This window comes from Cyanobium sp. T1G-Tous, assembly GCF_024345455.1.
In the GTDB taxonomy this organism is placed as follows: Bacteria; Cyanobacteriota; Cyanobacteriia; order PCC-6307; family Cyanobiaceae; genus Cyanobium_A.
In genome coordinates, this window is record NZ_JAGQBD010000003.1 from 98,080 (window position 1) to 113,221 (window position 15,142).

Sequence of the window (15,142 nt, forward strand, 5' to 3'; positions counted from 1 at the left end):
CAAAGCAAACGGTAAATTGGTTTACCTTTGCCATCCTGGGGCCACCTCACCCTTCCGATGCAGTACGAACCCCTGGCCATCGCAGGCGCTTTCAAGGTCACGAGCCCGCCCATCGGCGACGAGCGTGGCTGGTTTGCAAGAGCCTTCTGCCAGAAAGAGTTGCGTGAGCATGGGGTGGATTTCCAGGTGCGACAGATCAATCGCTCCTACAACCAGCGAGCTGGCACCCTGCGCGGCTTTCACTTTCAGTTTCCGCCCTATGCAGAACACAAGTTTCTGCGGTGCGTAGGTGGAGAGTTGGTAGATGTGCTGGTGGACCTGCGCCCGGAATCACCCACTTTTCTGCAGACCGAAATGGTTGAACTGCGCGCGGAAGACCACCAAGCAGTGCTGATTCCGGAGCGCTGCTGCCATGCACTCCAGACCCTCACCGATGCCACAGAGATTCTTTATCAGGTGAGCGAGTTTTATACCCCAGAAGCAGAATTCGGCCTGCGCTGGAATGATCCCGAGCTGGCCATCAGCTGGCCTCTGGAGGTCAGTGAAATCTCGCCCAAAGATGCCTCCTGGCCGCTGCTGAACGAAAGCTTGGCCAGCATCCGCGAGCAAATGACCTTGTCAGAGGGTCTGAAAATTTGATCCTGCTCGACACGGCCCTGCGGCAGCGCGAACAGGAGGGCCGGCCCCTGCGCATCGGCGTGATCGGGGCCGGGGCGATGGCCCGGGGCCTGGTGGCCCTGATCACCAACCAGATCCCCGGCATGGAGGTGGTGGCGATCGCCAACCGCACCCTGCAGCGGGCGGCGGATGCCTACGCCTTCGCCGGCCGCGACGGAGCCGTGGCCGCCTCCGACCTGGCTGCGCTGGAACGCAGCCTTAGCGCCGGCGAACCAGCTATCACCAGCGACCCGGCGCTGCTGGTGCGCTCGGGGGCGATCGATGCCCTGATCGACATCACCGGTTCGGTGAACCACGGCGCCGCCATTGTGCTGGCGGCGATCGAGCACGGCAAACCGCTAGTGCTGATGAACGCGGAGGTGGATGCCACGATCGGGCCGATCCTGCACGAGAAGGCGCGGGCAGCGGGGGTGTTGCTCAGCTGCTGCGACGGCGACCAGCCCGGCGTACAGCTCAACCTCTGGCGCAAGGTGAAGGGCATGGGCCTGATCCCGCGAGTGCTGGGCAACATCAAGGGCCTGCAGGACGAATACCGCACCCCGACCACCCAGCAGCGGTTCGCCGAACAGTGGAACCAGGACGTGACGATGGTGACCTCGTTTGCCGACGGCTCGAAGGTGAACTTTGAGCAGTGCATCGTGGCTAACGCCACCGGCTTCACGGTGCTGCGCCGCGGCACCTCCCGGATGGAATATCGCGGTCCGGTCGAAGACCTCACCACCCACTACGACTTGGACCAGCTGCGGACGCTCGGTGGAGTAGTGGATTTCGTGGTGGGCGCTCAGCCGGCGCCGGGGGTGTTCTGCCTGGCGGAGCTGGCCGACCCGCGCCACGCGCCGATGCTGGCGGCCAAGGGCCTAGGCGATGGGCCGCTCTACTGCTTCTACGAGCCTTATCACCTCTGCCACCTGGATGCACCGATGAGCCTGGCGCGGGCGGTGCTGTTTGGCGATGCGGTGGGCCAACCGATCGGTGGGCCCGTGGTGGAGGTGGTGGCCATCGCCAAGCGCGACCTGGAGGCGGGTGAAACCCTCGACTCCTTCGGCCGCTACATGACCTACGGCCAATCCGAGCAAGCCAGTGTGGTGCGTACCGAAGGTCTGCTGCCAGAGGGTCTGGTGGAGGGCTGCCGCCTGAAGCGCGCCATCGCTAAGGATCAGCCGGTGCACTGGGCCGATGTGGAGGCCCCGAGCGACCAACTGGCCCACCAGCTCTACGCCGAGCAGCAGGGGAGGTGGGGTAGCGTTTAGCCATACGGCTGGCCCTGGATGATTCTTGTCGACACCGCCTTGCGCCAGCGCGAAAGCGAAGGGCGCCCGGTACGGGTTGGCATGTATGGGGCCGGGGCGATGGCCCGGGGCTTTGTAGCCCAGGTGTCGGCACTGGTGCCGGGGATGGAGGTGGTGGCGATCGCCAACCGCACTCTGCAAAAAGCAGCTGACGCCTATGGCTTCGCTGGCCGCGACGGCGCTGTGGCGGTTAGCAACCTGGCGGAACTGGATCGGGCAATAGCGGCTGGCACACCGGCGATCACCGACGACCCCAGCCTGCTGGCGCGCTCAGCTGGCATCGACTGTCTGATCGATATGACCGGAGCCGTGAACTTCGGCGCCGCCCGGGCCCTAGAGGCGATCGGCGAGGGCAAGCCCTTGGTGCTGATGAATGCGGAGGTGGATGCCACGGTGGGGCCGATCCTGCATGAGAAAGCACGTCGTGCGGGGGTGCTGCTCACCTGCTGCGACGGCGACCAGCCCGGCGTGGAGCTCAACCTCTGGCGCTACGTGCAGGGGCTGGGGCTAACGCCGCGGGTGCTGGGCAACATCAAGGGCCTGCAGGACGAATACCGCACCCCCACCACCCAGCAGGGCTTTGCCGAGCAGTGGAACCAGGACGTGACGATGGTGACCTCATTTGCCGATGGCTCGAAGGTGAACTTCGAGCAGTGCATCGTGGCCAATGCCACCGGCTTCACCGTGGCCCAGCGGGGCATGAGCCGGCGCGTGCACCAGGGTCACATCGACGAGCTCACCGCCGCCTACGACCTCGAACAACTGCGGGAGCTCGGCGGTGTGGTGGATTTCGTGATCGGCGCGCAACCGTCACCTGGCGTTTTCTGCCTGGCGGAGATGGAGGACGAGCGCCATGCCTCCTACCTGGCGCTCTACAAGCTGGGAACGGGGCCCCTGTACAGCTTCTACCAGCCTTATCACCTCTGCTATCTGGAGGCACCGATGAGCGTGGCAAGAGCGGTGCTATTCGGCGATGCGGTGGGCCAACCGCTGGGGGCGCCGGTGGTGGAGGTGGTGGCGATCGCCAAGCGCGACCTGCAGGTGGGCGATAGCCTCGATTCGTTTGGCCGCTACATGACCTACGGCCAGGCGGAGAAGGCGAGCGTGGTGCGGGCCGAGGGGCTGCTGCCGGAAGGGCTGGCTGAGGGCTGCCGGCTGAAGCGCGCCATCGCCAAGGATCAACCGATCCACTGGAGCGACGTGGAGGCCCCGAGCGAGCAGCTGGCGCACCAGCTCTACGCCGAACAGCTCAAGATGCCCCTGGCGCCGTAGCCCCTGGCGAATTAAAAGTGGCTGCGTAAGCCTCCAGATCGGCGCGGCAGCAGGCGAGCGGGGAGGCACCTGCCGCCACCTGCCGGTACCAGGCTGCGGTGCGGGCCACGGTGGTGGCGAAGTCCCAGCGGGGCTGCCAGCCGAGGCGCTGGCTGGCCTTATCGATCACCAGGTGCAGCAGGCCGGCCTCATGGGGGGCACCGGGATCGCTGAGGTCGCGCCACTGGCCGCTCCAGTGCTGATGCAGGGCCTCCACCAGCTCGCCCACGGGCCGGTTGGCCTCCAGCTGGGGGCCGAAGTTCCAAGCCTCGGCGTGGGCGGCGGGGTCGGCCGCCAGAGCTTCGGCGAGGCTGAGATAACCGCAAAGCGGCTCGAGCACATGCTGCCAGGGCCTGGTGGCCCTGGGGTTGCGCAACACCAGGGGCTCGGCGGCGGCGCAGGCGCGCATGGCATCGGGCACGATCCGATCGGCGGCCCAGTCGCCGCCGCCGATCACATTGCCGGCACGGGCAGTGGCGATGGCGAGATGGGGCGTCTGGTGAGGTGCGCTGCCGCAGAAACTGGCGCGCCAGGAGGCAATAGCCAGTTCGGCAGCAGCCTTGCTGGCGCTGTAGGGGTCGTGGCCGCCGAGGCGATCGGTTTCGCGATAGCCGTAGCACCACTCACGGTTTTCATAGACCTTGTCGGTGGTGACCATCACCACCGAGCAGGGATGATCCAGGCCGCGCAGGGCCTCGAGCACATTCAACGACCCCATCACATTGGTGGCCCAGGTGCCGAGGGGATCGAGGTAGCTGCGGCGCACCAAGGGCTGGGCCGCAAGATGCAGCACCACATCGGGGTCGGCTGCCGCGACCAGCGCAGCCAGGGCAGAGGCGTTACGAATGTCGGCGCGGCTGTCTTGCAGCTCGCCGGGCAGAGCGGCTGCGACTAGATCCAGGGCGCCAAAGAGACTGGGGCTGGTGTCGGGGTCAAGGGCCACGCCGGTGACGCGGGCACCAAGCTTGAGCAGCCAGAGCGCCAGCCAGCTGCCCTTGAAGCCGGTGTGGCCGGTGAGCAGCACGCGCCGTCCGGCCCAAAAGGAAGGGTCAGGGCTGCAACCAGGGCGGGCCATCAGCTCCAGAGCTTCCAGGGGGCCTGGCCACTATCCCAAAGGTCCTCGAGACGGTTGCGCTCACGCAGGGTGTCCATCGACTGCCAGAAGCCGTGGTGGCGGTAAGCCCCCAACTGGCCGCGACGGGCCAGCTCGGAAAGCACATCGGCTTCAAACAGACAGGCGTCGGAGTGGATTAAATCGCAGACGCTGGGCTCAAGCACTAGGAAGCCGCCGTTGATCCAGGCCTGCTCGCCATCGGCTTTTTCCTGAAAGTTGGCGACGCGATTGTCTTCGAGATGTAAGGCGCCATAACGACCGGGGGGCTGCACAGCGGTGAGGGTGGCCTGCAAACCCTGCTGGCGGTGCTGGGCGATCAGGGCGCCCATGTCGACATCTGCCACCCCATCGCCGTAGGTGAAACAGAAGGGCTCATCGTCGAGATAGGAGCGCACGCGACCCAAGCGACCGCCGGTTTCGGTCTTGTCGCCGGTGTCAATCAGGGTGACCTTCCAAGGCTCAGTGGTGCGCTGATGCACCTCCATATGATTGCCTACATCCATGTGAAAAGTCACATCACTGGTGTGCAGGAAATAGTTGGCAAAATATTCCTTGATCATGTAGCCCTTGTAGCCACAGCACACGATGAAATCGTTGATACCGAAGGAGCTATAGATCTTGAGAATGTGCCAGAGAATTGGCAGACCACCTACCTCAACCAGAGGCTTGGGGCGTACCACGGTTTCTTCGGCGAGTCGGGTTCCCCTACCTCCAGCAAGAATGACTGCTTTCAAGCGTTTCTAGCCCACAAATATGGGACTGAAAGTAGCAGAGTTAGCCCATGTCTCTTAGGAGCAGGTGCTGTCGAACTAAGGCGGTGACACGGGAATCACAAGCCGCAGCCACGCTCTGCCAATCGTCAATGTCTTGGCGGATGGGATTGAGCCGCAACAGCTCAGTTTTGAGAAAGGGGAATTGCAGCTCCTCAAGCAGCTGACGCCAACGCGTGTGGGTGACGTTGCCATGCTGACCGGCCAAATAGAGGGCCTCCAGCTGGAAACCGGCATCGGCCAGCACCCCGCTCCAGCCCACCTCGCAGGAGCGCACCAAATCAATCTTGGTGTGCCAAATACCGATCTGTTCCCAGAACGCCCAAAACAGTGGGCTGCGCAACACCCGGGGCCGGTAGGCCATGAAGTAGCTCTGCAGATGGGAGCGGATCGCCGTGCTCTCGGTGAGGCCCACCACATCAGCCCGGCTGACGGCTAGCCGTTCAAATATCCCGTCAACGCTGTGGAGGGGCCCGTAGCAGCTGTCGTTGGTAAGGATCAGCAGGGGCACATGATCCAGCCAGCGCCGGCAGAAGGAAAGCCCAGCGGCCCAGCTACCGAAGTCGTAGCCCTCGTTCTCACGCACTAGCACCACCTCACAGAGCTGCCGCAGTTGCCCCATGGCGGCCCGCTGCTCCAGCAGGGCCGGCGCCGCCGAGACGAATACCAGATCGGCATGGGACCGGTAAGCCCGCAGCTGCTCCAGCACATCCGGCCGCACCAGGCCCTGGCCATCCCAGTGCACGTAGATCATCAGTGGCCGCATACCAGGCCGGGTCCATTGCGGCCGCACCCAGCTGTAGAGAATCCGCTCCCGAGAGGGCGCCAGAGGTTTGGCAGGCAGGGCCATCGGCTCGAAGCGATGGGAGGCGGGCCCGAGAAAGCGGTGGTAAAGGGGATCCCCCTGCTGGAAGCGGCGCGGGTAGCGCTGGCGTAGGGCACCCGATTCCCGGGCCAGGCGGTTGCGTTTCTCGCCGGCGATGTCATCGCCGCGGCTCTTCGACTCGGCGTGAATGATGCGCGGCTCCGGGGTGACGATCACAGCCCGTCCCTCAGCGCTGAGCCGCCAGCAGAGATCCACGTCGTTGTAGGCCACCACGAAGGATTCATCGAAGCCGCCGAGGCGATCAAAGTCGGCCGCTCGCATCAGCAGGCAGGCGGCCGTGGCCGCCGACCACTGCTCCTGGAGCTCCAGGGCCGCGAAGGGATCGGTCTCGACCCCGGGCCGCAACCCCTTGCCGGGAGAAAGGATGTCGTGGGGCTGGCGGGGCGCCGCGGCCAGGCCATGGTGCTGGATGGTGCCGTCTTCAAACAGGAGCCGGGCACTCACCGCTCCGGTGAGTGCCATGGCGAAGGGATCGAGCAGGGCCTCAATCGGCGCCAGCGACTCAAAGCGGATGTCGTTGTTGAGAAACAGCAGGAAGTTGCCGCTGCAGTGCTGGCGGGCCCGGTTGTTGAGGGCGGCGAAGTTGAAGGGGCTGTCGTCGCGCAGCCCCAGCAGGGCAATGCCGCGCGCCGCCGCCAGCGGAGCGAGCTCGGCGGCCAGGGCGATGGCCGCGGCCTCGCTGCTGCCGTTATCAACCAGCACCAGCTCCAGGGGCGTGGGGCCGGCCTGCTCCAGCAGGCTCTGCACGCAGATGCGGGTGAGTGCGGCCTGGTCGCGGAAGGGAATGATCACCGAGACGCGCGCCTCGGCGGCTGGTGTGTAGCGCAGCTGGAAGCTGGCCTGGCGGAGGCCTGGCTCAAGCCGCCCCCCAGGGGCCAGCCAGGCGGGGCCGTGGCGAAGGGTGATCGCCGCCAGCTCCAGCAGCTGGTCGCCGCTGAACAGCTGACGCTGGTTGGGGGTGCTGATCGCCAGCAGGGTGGGATTAATGAGCGGCTGGCGGCGCAGCAGGGCCTGGGGCAGGGCCTCGATGGTGCCGCCCCGCTCCAGCCACAGCAGGCCGAGATCCTTGAGCAAGGTATGGAGGGAGCCATAGCTGGGCTGGAGTTCGAGCCCGGCTAGGCCCGTGGCCGGGAGCGCCACCAGGCCTGGCAGCTGGCCGCGACTGAGCAGGCGAAAGGGGGTGGCGGGGCCGGCGAACTGGCGCTGGCCAATGCGCTCGGGCTGCTCACACCAGAGCAGCTCCTCGTCGCTGCAGAGAAGCTGCTCTGGCTTCCAGGCCAACTCGGCAGCCAGGTGCTGCCAAGCGCAGGGGCGGAGCTGATCGTGGGGACCAATGAAGGCCAGCACCGGCAACAAACCATCCCCAGCCGCAGCCCCCAGCTGCCGCAGCTGGTCTACGGGGTGATCGGCCAGCTGCAACACGCCAGCCCGGACAAAACCGGCCGCGTCGGCCTGCTGGCGCACCCGCCGCTGGAGCCACGCGAGGCCGAAGTCGGCCACCTGGGCCTCGCTGGCCGCCAGCACGAGCACGCCGACGATGGGGGTTGGGGTGAGCGGCTGCTCAAGCCGGCGCAGCAGGTCGGGCTCCAGGCGGGGCTTCTCCAGCACCGGTGGAGCAGCCAACCAATGCTGCAGAAAGGCCAGGATCTGCTCAGGCTGGCGCCGAGCCAGCCAATGGGCCGAGATGGCGAGCAAGGCGGCCTCAGCGCTGGGGCGGGCCGGCAGGATCTCGCGGAGCCCCTCCCGGGTCTCCCCCAGCTGGCAGAAGGGGCGGTGCGGACGGCGAGCCGCCAAGCCCCGGATCAGGGGTCCCCAGGCAGCCGGTGGCGCTGCGCTGCCGTTCCAGAGCAAGTAGTGCCCGCCCCCCTGCAACATCCGCTGGGCGGTATCGATCGCCAGGGCTTCGGCCCCAGCGCGGTCGGGCACCAACCGCACCCCATCCAGCGCCAGGGCCTGGCCCAGCAGGTGGCCACAGGGCTGGCCGGGCCCCTGAATCCAGATCCAGGGCTTCTCCAGCAAGGCGTCATGGCGGCTGGGAGCCCAGCGGCCCAGGGCCGACAGATCTGCCCCAGGGCTCTCCATTGCTAAGCAGTCGAGGGCGGTGCGGGCCCGCAGCCAGCCGCGACGGCCGGGGGTGAGCTGCAGCAACTGGTGGTAGTGGCGAATGTCGAGGGCGGGCAGGCCCGGATAAAGCGGCATCTCCCCACGCAGCACGCCGTTGAGGTGCTCGCTGACAAACGTCTGGGGATCGCAGCCGTGGGCTAGCTCCAGCAGCAGGGGATCCAGGTTGCCGTGGGAGAGGGCGGCTGGAAAACGGGGTGCCAGTAGCAAAGCTGCCGGCACCAGATCAAGATTCAGGTAGGCCCCATCCAAGCCGGGATGGCAGCTGGCCAACATTGGCCGCAGCAGCGCCGCCGGATAGGCCTGCTGGCGCAACAGGCTGAACAAGTGGAGGGCGCCTGGCAGATCATCAGCCTCAAGCGCCTGGCGCAGGCGACCAAGCTGGGCTGGGGATTGCATCTTGAGGCCACTCCAAAGCAAGCCTAATTAATACAGACGCTTAGGGTTGTCTGGCTTGCGATTTGCCATGTTTCGCTGGGCTTCCGCGCAGCCCCTGCCCCAGCGCCTGGAGGAGCTGCTGGAAAGGGCCGGGGCGCTGCGCTGCGATTGGGTTGGCCGAAACGCCAACGAGGTGCTGGTGTTCCTGCCGCCCCACCTGCTGCTGAGCTGTGGCAGGCTCCCCCTAGCCGGTATCGAGGCCAGCTACCGCCTGCTGCTGGAGGCGGCCGGCACGGCCGTGCTGCTCAATGGAGAGCGCCTGCTGAGCCTGAGCGCCGCCGAACTGGCCAGCTGGAAGCCCGGGGAGCCCCTGCCAAAGGCCTGCACCCTTGCCGAGCCTGCCCCCCTGGAGGCGGCCCTAACCGCCGCACTGCTGGAGGCCGAGCCGCCACTGGCCGCGGCCTACCAGGATCTCGACGGCCGCTCGGAACGGGGTGGGGCGCCGGCGGAGCACGACTACCGGGACCGCCTGCGCTGCAGCGACGCCCCAGGGCTGGTGGCCCACTGGAACCAGCAGCTGGAGCGGCGCCAGGCGGAGCAGGATCTGGAGCTCCTGCGCCTGCAGCTGCTGGAGGTAGAGCAGGAGTGCGAACGCCAGCTTCTAAGCGGCCGGGAAACGGCCGGCAAGCTCTCCTGGCAGCGGCGACTCAACGAGCAGGCCGCTAAACAGCTGGGGCGCTACGGCGAATTGGTGCAGCAGCTGCTCAGCCTGCAGGGCCGGCTGCTGTGAGAAGGGTTTTGGTGAGCAGCGGCACCGCCGATGCCATCAACACCAACCAGCGGCTGCGGCTGCGGATCGCCCATGGCTTCCGGGAGCTGGGGCTGGCCAGCGAGGCCTGTGCGGTGGAGCGGGTGCCCGCCCTGCTGCTGCAGGAGAGGGTTGATCTGCTGCTGATCACCGGTTCGATCGCCGATCCAAACGTGGACCTCAGCTGGCTGGTGGGGCGGGCCCGGCGGCAGCAGACCCGGGTGGCCTTCTGGTTGCACGATGACCCCTACGAATTCGACCTGCACTGGCGCCTTGACGGCCTCGACTGCCCGGTGTTCAGCAACGAACCCAACTGCTTGTCCTACTACCCAGCTAGCTGCCAGCCCCGGGCCCTGGCCCTAGCTGCCTCCCCCCTCGACGACCTACCTGGCGCCTCAGAGTACGGGCAGCCGGAGGTGGACCTGGGCTTTTGCGGAGCGGCCTTCCCCCAGCGGGTGGCACTGCTGCGCCAGTTGCTGGCTGCGGGCTTCAGCCTGGCCTGTTGGGGTGATGGCTGGCCGGATGATCTCAGCGGCGCGGTGAACCTGCGACTGGGTCCGGCGGGCCTGCGCCAGCTCTACCGGCGCTGCCGCTTCGTGCTCAACCTGGGCCGGGAGGTGGCGATCGCCAACCGGCGCCACCAAATCGCCGCCTCCATGCCCGGGCCCCGCACCTTCGAGGCGGCGCTGCTGGGGGCCGTGCAGCTTCACCTGGGCCAGAGCCCCCGCATCGCCAGCTATTACTCAGCGGAGCAAGGGGTGATTCCTGCCAGGTGCATCGAGGAGATCGGCGCCCTGCTGGAGCGGGCCCGGGCCAATCCCAGCTGGCGGCGGCAACTGGGTGCAGCCGCGGCCCGGCACACCCGCCACCACCACCTTTACCGGCACCGCTGCCACGACCTACTCGCCGCAGTGGCCGCACCGGGGGTCTGGCCATGAAGCTGCTCCTCTACGACACGGAAATGCGCACGGCCAACGGCTATCTGCCGCGGGCCATTGCCAGCGCAGCGGAGGGCCTCCTCGGGGCCAGCAATGTGCAGCTCTGCGATCACGCCTCGGTGGTGGCTGCAGCCGCTTCCGGCGCCTGGGATGGGCTGCTGGCGATCGGCGGCGCCGGTGCCGATCGCCATCTGCTGACCGCCCTGATGGACACCCCCATCCCCCGGATCCTCTGGAGCACGGAGGACCCCTACGAGCGACGGCTGGTGGCGCGGGCCGAGCCGGCCTTTGATCACGTGTTCAGCAATGAGCGCCACTGCGAGGGGGCCAGCCCTCGCACCACCTACCTGCCCCTGGCCGCCGAAGCCTCGCTGCAGCTGCGGCCCCTGCGGGAGCAGGACGCCGACTACAGCTACGACCTCACCTTCGTGGGCACGGCCTGGCCGAACCGGGTGGCCAGCCTGGGACGACTGCTGGCCCAGCTGCCCGCCGATCTGCGCCTGCACCTGGCCCTGCCCTGGAACCGCCACATCCCTGAGCCGAAGCTGCCGGGCATCGGCGCCCTGCCCCAGCTGCGGCTGGGCATCGGCGACCTCTGCGACATCTGGAACCGCTCCCGGGTGGTGCTCAGCATCGGCCGGGAGTTTTCCAATGCCGGCGCCCAAAGCAGTGAGGCCCGGGGCAGCTCCCCACCACCGCGGGTGTACGAAACAGCCCTGGCCGGCGGCTTCCAGGTGGCCCTGGCCGGTGCCGGCATGGACCTGGCCCCGGCCTATGGCGAGCTGATCCCCCTGGCGGCGGATGAACAGGAGGCTGCCGCCCTGATCCGCCAGCAGCTGGCCGAGCCGGAGCAGCGCATCGCCCGGGCCCGGGCCATCCAGGAGCACACCCTGGCCCACCACACCTACGCCCAGCGGCTGGCGGTGGTGCTGGAGCGCTTCGCGGCCCTGCGCCGCGAGCGCCAGTCGGCGCCAATCCACCTACCCCTGCGCCAACCGGCGGTGTTGCATCTGGCCCACAACCTGGTGGGGCTGCGGCGCGCCGGCGGTACCGAGGCCTACATCCAGCAGCTGGCGGAGCTGCAGCAGGAGCGGCGCCCCGTGTTTGCCCTAGCCCCCAAAGACCGCATGCGGCTGGCCCTGCTGGATTACGCCCAGGGGCGCCCCCAGCTGCGACGCAGCTTCAAGGTGGGCAAGATCAGCCGCTTTCCGGCCAGCCACCCGGCCTACGAGCGGGCCTTCTGCGAAGTGATCAGCAGCTGCGGGATCGGCGTAGTGCATGTGCACCATCTGATCGGACTGCCCCTGAGCCTGCCCCTGTTTGCCAAGGCCCTGGGCTGCCGGGTGGTGGTGACCCTGCACGACTTCCACCTGGCCTGCCACCGCTACACCCTGCTCGGCCCAGACGACCGGTTCTGCGCCATCCACGAGGCTGATGATTACCGGCTGCAATGCCGGCTGTGCCTGCAGGCCAGTGGCCTGGGCGGCGAGGAGCGCAGCCGCAGGCTGGCCCTGAGCCGCCGCAGCGTGGCCGCCGCCGATGTGCTGCTGGCCAGCACACCCAGCAGCGCCGCGATCATGGCGGGGGTGTATCCGGAGGTGGCCGAGCGCATCGAGGTGCTGGAGATGCTCACCCCCGGGCTGGAGGCGCTGGAGGCGGGCCGCCGTCAGCGCACGGCAGCGTCGTTCCAGGGGCCGCTGCAGGTGGGGGTGATCGGCAATGCCATGCCCCACAAGGGCCTGGACACCCTGGTGCGGCTTATCTCTGCCAGCCACGACCAGCCCTTCCATCTTCACATTCTCGGCGCCACTCCAGAGCTGGATCAGGCCCTGGAGGAGGCCGGCCTCAGCGCCGATGCAGCCCCGATCGTGCGCTACCAGGGGGCCTACGACCGCCCCAGCTTGGTGCGGCTGCTGCAGCGGCTACACGTAGCCCTATTCCTCTCCCCCTGGCCCGAGACCTACAACATCTGCCTGGGGGAAGCGATGCGGCTGGGGGTGGTGCCAGTGGCCACCGCCGTAGGCGCCCACAACGACCGGGTAGAGCATGGCCGCACCGGGCTGCTGGTGCCGCCAGGGGATCCCCTGGCGGTGCTCAAGGCCCTGCTGAAGCTCGAGGGCGACCGGGCCCTGCTGGCCCGGCTCAGTGCCGGCGCAGCCGCGGTGCCGCTGCTGGATCCCCGCGAGCATGGCCAGCGGCTGGAGGCGATCTACGCCGCCCTCGACCCCTGGCGCGGCCGAGACCCAGCCAACTGCGAACTGCAGCTCGATCCCCAGCTCGATCTGGCGGCTCTGGGGGTGCGGCTGGCCCAGGATCGCTGGATCGAAGCGGGCGTGCGCTGGGACGAACCGACATGAGCAGCAAGGCCGGCATCAGCAGCAACCGGGAGGTGTTCCTGGAGCAGCCGCGAAACTTTCTGGCACCACTGCGGGCAGGGGGGAGGCAGTGATGGCAGAGGCCTGGGCGATCAAAGCGGGCGCCGCTGGCCTGGAGCTGCGCTGCCGCCATCCCCGCCCGGTGCGGGCCCTGCTCACTGAGATTGAGCTGCACTGGGCCGATGGCCAGCAGCAACGGATCGAGCGGCCCAGCAAGCAGCGGGGCAGCGCCTTGATCGGCCCCCTGGCGGCTGGCCGGGACCAGCCCGAGCGGATCCAAGCACGCCTGGATCTGGGCCGGGAGATGAACGGCCTGCGGCGGCTGGCCCCCTCAGGCGAGGCCCTCAAAGCTTGGCTGGCCAGCCTGCGCAGCCGCCCGCGCCGCTGGCGGGGGCTGGTGCTGGCGGCGGGTTGCGGCGACCCCAGCTTCACGGTGGCCCCGGCCTACGACAACAGCTTCCTGCCCCTGCTGCTGCGGCTGGCCCTGCTGGAGCCGGTGGAGGACCCGGCCCTGGGGGTGCTGATGGCCTTCAGCCGCAAGGGGCGCCGGCTGCACAGCTGGCTGCAGCTGCTGGGGGGCGCCAGCGGCGGCCAGCTCACCCTGTTGCGGCTCTCCGAGATCGAGGGGCTGGACCGCCAGGAGCGGCTGCTGGCCCTGAGCCAGCTGGCGGGCCGCGCCCCAGGGGCCATGGGCTTCGCCGCGACTAGCAGCATCGAACCGCTACCGCTGCTGCAGTACTGGCAGGGAACGCCGGTGCCAGGCGACATAGAAACCATGCTGGGAGCATGGCTGGCCCTGCTGCCGGAGCTGCAACCGCTGCGCCTCGATGCCGAGGGTGGGCTGGAATGGATCAGCGAGATTGGCGACAGCAAAGATCCCGAGCGCTTCCAGCGCTGCTGGCACCCGGCGATGCAATCAGACTTCCTGCGGGTGCTGAGCGTGGCCACCCGGGGGGGTATCTATCTGGATTGCGACACCCCCACACCAGATACCCCTGCAGCTGTTGAGCGCTGGCGGGCGCTGGCCCAGCACTGCTGGAGCGACCGCACCCTGGCCCTATGCGTCAATGCGGTGCGCCGGCCAGGCGACTGCCGCCACTACGTGGTGAATTGCTGCCTGTGGGCACCGCCGGGCCATCCATTCATGCAGCGCTGGCTGGCGGCCTACCGCCAGACGCTCGACGGCCTGGCCAGCGAGCTGGTGGGTACGCCGGGGGGCATTCACCGGCTGGGCCCGGAACTGGTGAGCCAGTTGGTGGATGAACTGCTGGCTAACCCAGAAACCCGGCTGGAGCCGCTCGACTGGCAGGGCCTGCGCCTGCCCCAGCTGGAGTGGCAGGGCTGGAAGCTGCTGCTGCTCGACACCGGGGCCTACCGCGAACTGTTCGGCGTGCCCTTTTCCTGCCACGCCAGCTACCAAAGCTGCAACGACCCGCGCGACTGGAAGCTGGGGGTGAAGCCATGACCCTGCATGTGCATGTGGTGGCCCATCAGGACGACTGGATGCTTTTCCATGGCGAGGAGGCGGACCGGCACCTGGCCGATCAGAGCAGGCCTGTGGTGTTCATCCACACCACCGCCGGCGATGCGGGAGAAAGCGACGGCTGGTGGGAGGCCCGGGAACTGGCCACGGTGATGGCGGTGCGGCAGCGGCTGGGCAATCCGCCGCTCACGATCAGCCGGCCCCGGGTGAAGGGCCATGGGCTGCAGCGCTACAGCTGCGGCCACGCGGTGCTCTATTTCCTGCGCTGCGCCGATGGGGGTAAACAGGGCAGGGGATTTGGTGCGCACCGCCACCGTTCCCTGAGCCGCCTGCGCGATCAAGGCAAAGCGCTGCCGGCGGTGGATGGCTCCAGCCGCTACCGGAGCTGGGAAGATCTGTGCACCACCCTGGCGCGCATCGTGGTGCGGGAGCGCCGAACCTGCCAACCACGCCAAGCGGCAGCCGACGCCTGGATCCACTGCGGCGACTACGCCGCCAGCACCAACCCCGGCGACCATGCCGACCACCAGGCCACCGCCGAAGCGGTGCGGCAATTTGCAGCCGCAGCGGGCTACGGCCGCACCTGGTATCTCACCTATTGCAGCCGCAACCAACCGGCCAATCTCAGCGCGGCCGAAGCCGAAGCCAAGCTCGAGCTATTTCGCCTCTATGGCGAAGAACTGGGCCGCCTGATGGGAGCGGCAGCAGGGCTGAATGCCGAGGAGTGGGCCTGGTGGGGATTGAAGAGCTACAGCCGCGAGCTGCCTCCGGGCAGCGAAGATCCAGCAGGTCAGGATTTTGCATCAACTATGCGTTGACCCTTTCTTTGCAGGTCTTCAATGCTGAGCTCAAAGCCCAGCTCTTGGGCCAGGGCCAGGGTGGCCTCCTGTTTGGCGCGGCGTAGCCGCTGGCGCAGGAGGTGGTCGTGGCGCAGGCGGAAGCGAAAAGCCTGGAGCTCACTGCGATCGGAACCAGAAGAGGAAGCCATGGC

12 protein-coding genes are annotated in these 15,142 nt (G+C 67.8%); 8 read left to right on the forward strand and 4 right to left on the reverse strand.

Annotated features, from left to right (window positions below; all coding sequences use genetic code 11):
* The first annotated feature begins 57 nt into the window (after window positions 1-57).
* Genes KBY75_RS03260 through KBY75_RS03270 form a run of 3 tightly spaced genes read left to right on the forward strand, consistent with a single transcriptional unit; the run spans window position 58 to window position 3,239 of the window.
* Window positions 58-639 carry a dTDP-4-dehydrorhamnose 3,5-epimerase family protein gene (locus KBY75_RS03260; protein ID WP_255022932.1) on the forward strand — a complete coding sequence of 194 codons (582 nt, stop codon included), beginning with the start codon at window positions 58-60 and terminating at the stop codon, window positions 637-639.
* Window positions 636-1,928, forward strand: coding sequence for an NAD(P)H-dependent oxidoreductase (locus KBY75_RS03265; protein ID WP_255022933.1), 1,293 nt, complete (start codon window positions 636-638; stop codon window positions 1,926-1,928). The genes KBY75_RS03260 and KBY75_RS03265 overlap by 4 nt, the downstream gene beginning before the upstream one ends.
* A 39-nt stretch (window positions 1,929-1,967) precedes the next feature.
* Complete coding sequence (locus KBY75_RS03270) at window positions 1,968-3,239, forward strand: NAD(P)H-dependent oxidoreductase (protein WP_255022934.1); 1,272 nt, start codon at window positions 1,968-1,970, stop codon at window positions 3,237-3,239.
* On the opposite strand, the gene rfbG is transcribed toward KBY75_RS03270, so the two are convergent.
* From rfbG to KBY75_RS03285, 3 genes are read right to left on the reverse strand one after another with little or no spacing between them, the layout of a single operon-like run.
* Window positions 3,217-4,353, reverse strand: coding sequence for a CDP-glucose 4,6-dehydratase (rfbG, locus tag KBY75_RS03275; protein ID WP_255022935.1), 1,137 nt, complete (start codon window positions 4,351-4,353; stop codon window positions 3,217-3,219). The genes KBY75_RS03270 and rfbG overlap by 23 nt on opposite strands.
* Window positions 4,353-5,126: a glucose-1-phosphate cytidylyltransferase gene (rfbF, locus tag KBY75_RS03280; protein ID WP_255022936.1), complete on the reverse strand. Its 774-nt coding sequence runs from the start codon at window positions 5,124-5,126 to the stop codon at window positions 4,353-4,355. Before rfbF ends, rfbG begins: the two co-directional genes overlap by 1 nt.
* 40 nt (window positions 5,127-5,166) lie before the next feature.
* Window positions 5,167-8,568, reverse strand: a complete 3,402-nt coding sequence (locus KBY75_RS03285; protein ID WP_255022937.1) for a rhamnan synthesis F family protein — start codon at window positions 8,566-8,568, stop codon at window positions 5,167-5,169.
* Window positions 8,569-8,635: 67 nt separating this feature from the next.
* Between KBY75_RS03285 and KBY75_RS03290 the strand changes: the two genes are divergently transcribed.
* The 5 genes from KBY75_RS03290 to KBY75_RS03310 all read left to right on the forward strand — a co-directional run bounded on the left by KBY75_RS03290 (window position 8,636) and on the right by KBY75_RS03310 (window position 14,969).
* Entirely contained in the window at window positions 8,636-9,337 is a 702-nt protein-coding gene (locus tag KBY75_RS03290; protein ID WP_255022938.1) for a hypothetical protein, read from the forward strand.
* 11 nt (window positions 9,338-9,348) lie between these two features.
* Complete coding sequence (locus KBY75_RS15365; protein ID WP_255022939.1) at window positions 9,349-10,293, forward strand: glycosyltransferase; 945 nt, start codon at window positions 9,349-9,351, stop codon at window positions 10,291-10,293.
* The gene (locus KBY75_RS03300; RefSeq protein WP_255022940.1) at window positions 10,290-12,650 is read left to right on the forward strand and encodes a glycosyltransferase; all 2,361 of its coding nucleotides are present in this window, start codon (window positions 10,290-10,292) and stop codon (window positions 12,648-12,650) included. Before KBY75_RS15365 ends, KBY75_RS03300 begins: the two co-directional genes overlap by 4 nt.
* A 91-nt stretch (window positions 12,651-12,741) precedes the next feature.
* Window positions 12,742-14,133 carry a glycosyltransferase gene (locus KBY75_RS03305; protein WP_255022941.1) on the forward strand — a complete coding sequence of 464 codons (1,392 nt, stop codon included), beginning with the start codon at window positions 12,742-12,744 and terminating at the stop codon, window positions 14,131-14,133.
* On the forward strand, window positions 14,130-14,969 hold the full coding sequence (locus tag KBY75_RS03310) for a PIG-L family deacetylase (protein WP_255022942.1): 840 nt from the start codon (window positions 14,130-14,132) through the stop codon (window positions 14,967-14,969). The genes KBY75_RS03305 and KBY75_RS03310 overlap by 4 nt, the downstream gene beginning before the upstream one ends.
* On the opposite strand, the gene KBY75_RS03315 is transcribed toward KBY75_RS03310, so the two are convergent.
* Window positions 14,942-15,139 carry a Nif11-like leader peptide family natural product precursor gene (locus KBY75_RS03315; protein WP_255022943.1) on the reverse strand — a complete coding sequence of 66 codons (198 nt, stop codon included), beginning with the start codon at window positions 15,137-15,139 and terminating at the stop codon, window positions 14,942-14,944. The genes KBY75_RS03310 and KBY75_RS03315 overlap by 28 nt on opposite strands.
* Window positions 15,140-15,142 lie beyond the last annotated feature (3 nt).

Excerpts from the sequence above, each read along its gene's own strand:
- KBY75_RS03315 (WP_255022943.1), bottom strand. The coding sequence starts at position 15,139 with ATGGCTTCCTCTTCTGGTTCCGATCGCAGTGAGCTCCAGGCTTTTCGC.
- rfbG (WP_255022935.1), bottom strand. The coding sequence starts at position 4,353 with ATGGCCCGCCCTGGTTGCAGCCCTGACCCTTCCTTTTGGGCCGGACGG.
- KBY75_RS03285 (WP_255022937.1), bottom strand. The coding sequence starts at position 8,568 with ATGCAATCCCCAGCCCAGCTTGGTCGCCTGCGCCAGGCGCTTGAGGCT.
- KBY75_RS03290 (WP_255022938.1), top strand. The coding sequence starts at position 8,636 with ATGTTTCGCTGGGCTTCCGCGCAGCCCCTGCCCCAGCGCCTGGAGGAG.
- KBY75_RS03260 (WP_255022932.1), top strand. The coding sequence starts at position 58 with ATGCAGTACGAACCCCTGGCCATCGCAGGCGCTTTCAAGGTCACGAGC.
- KBY75_RS03310 (WP_255022942.1), top strand. The coding sequence starts at position 14,130 with ATGACCCTGCATGTGCATGTGGTGGCCCATCAGGACGACTGGATGCTT.
- KBY75_RS03300 (WP_255022940.1), top strand. The coding sequence starts at position 10,290 with ATGAAGCTGCTCCTCTACGACACGGAAATGCGCACGGCCAACGGCTAT.
- KBY75_RS03305 (WP_255022941.1), top strand. The coding sequence starts at position 12,742 with ATGGCAGAGGCCTGGGCGATCAAAGCGGGCGCCGCTGGCCTGGAGCTG.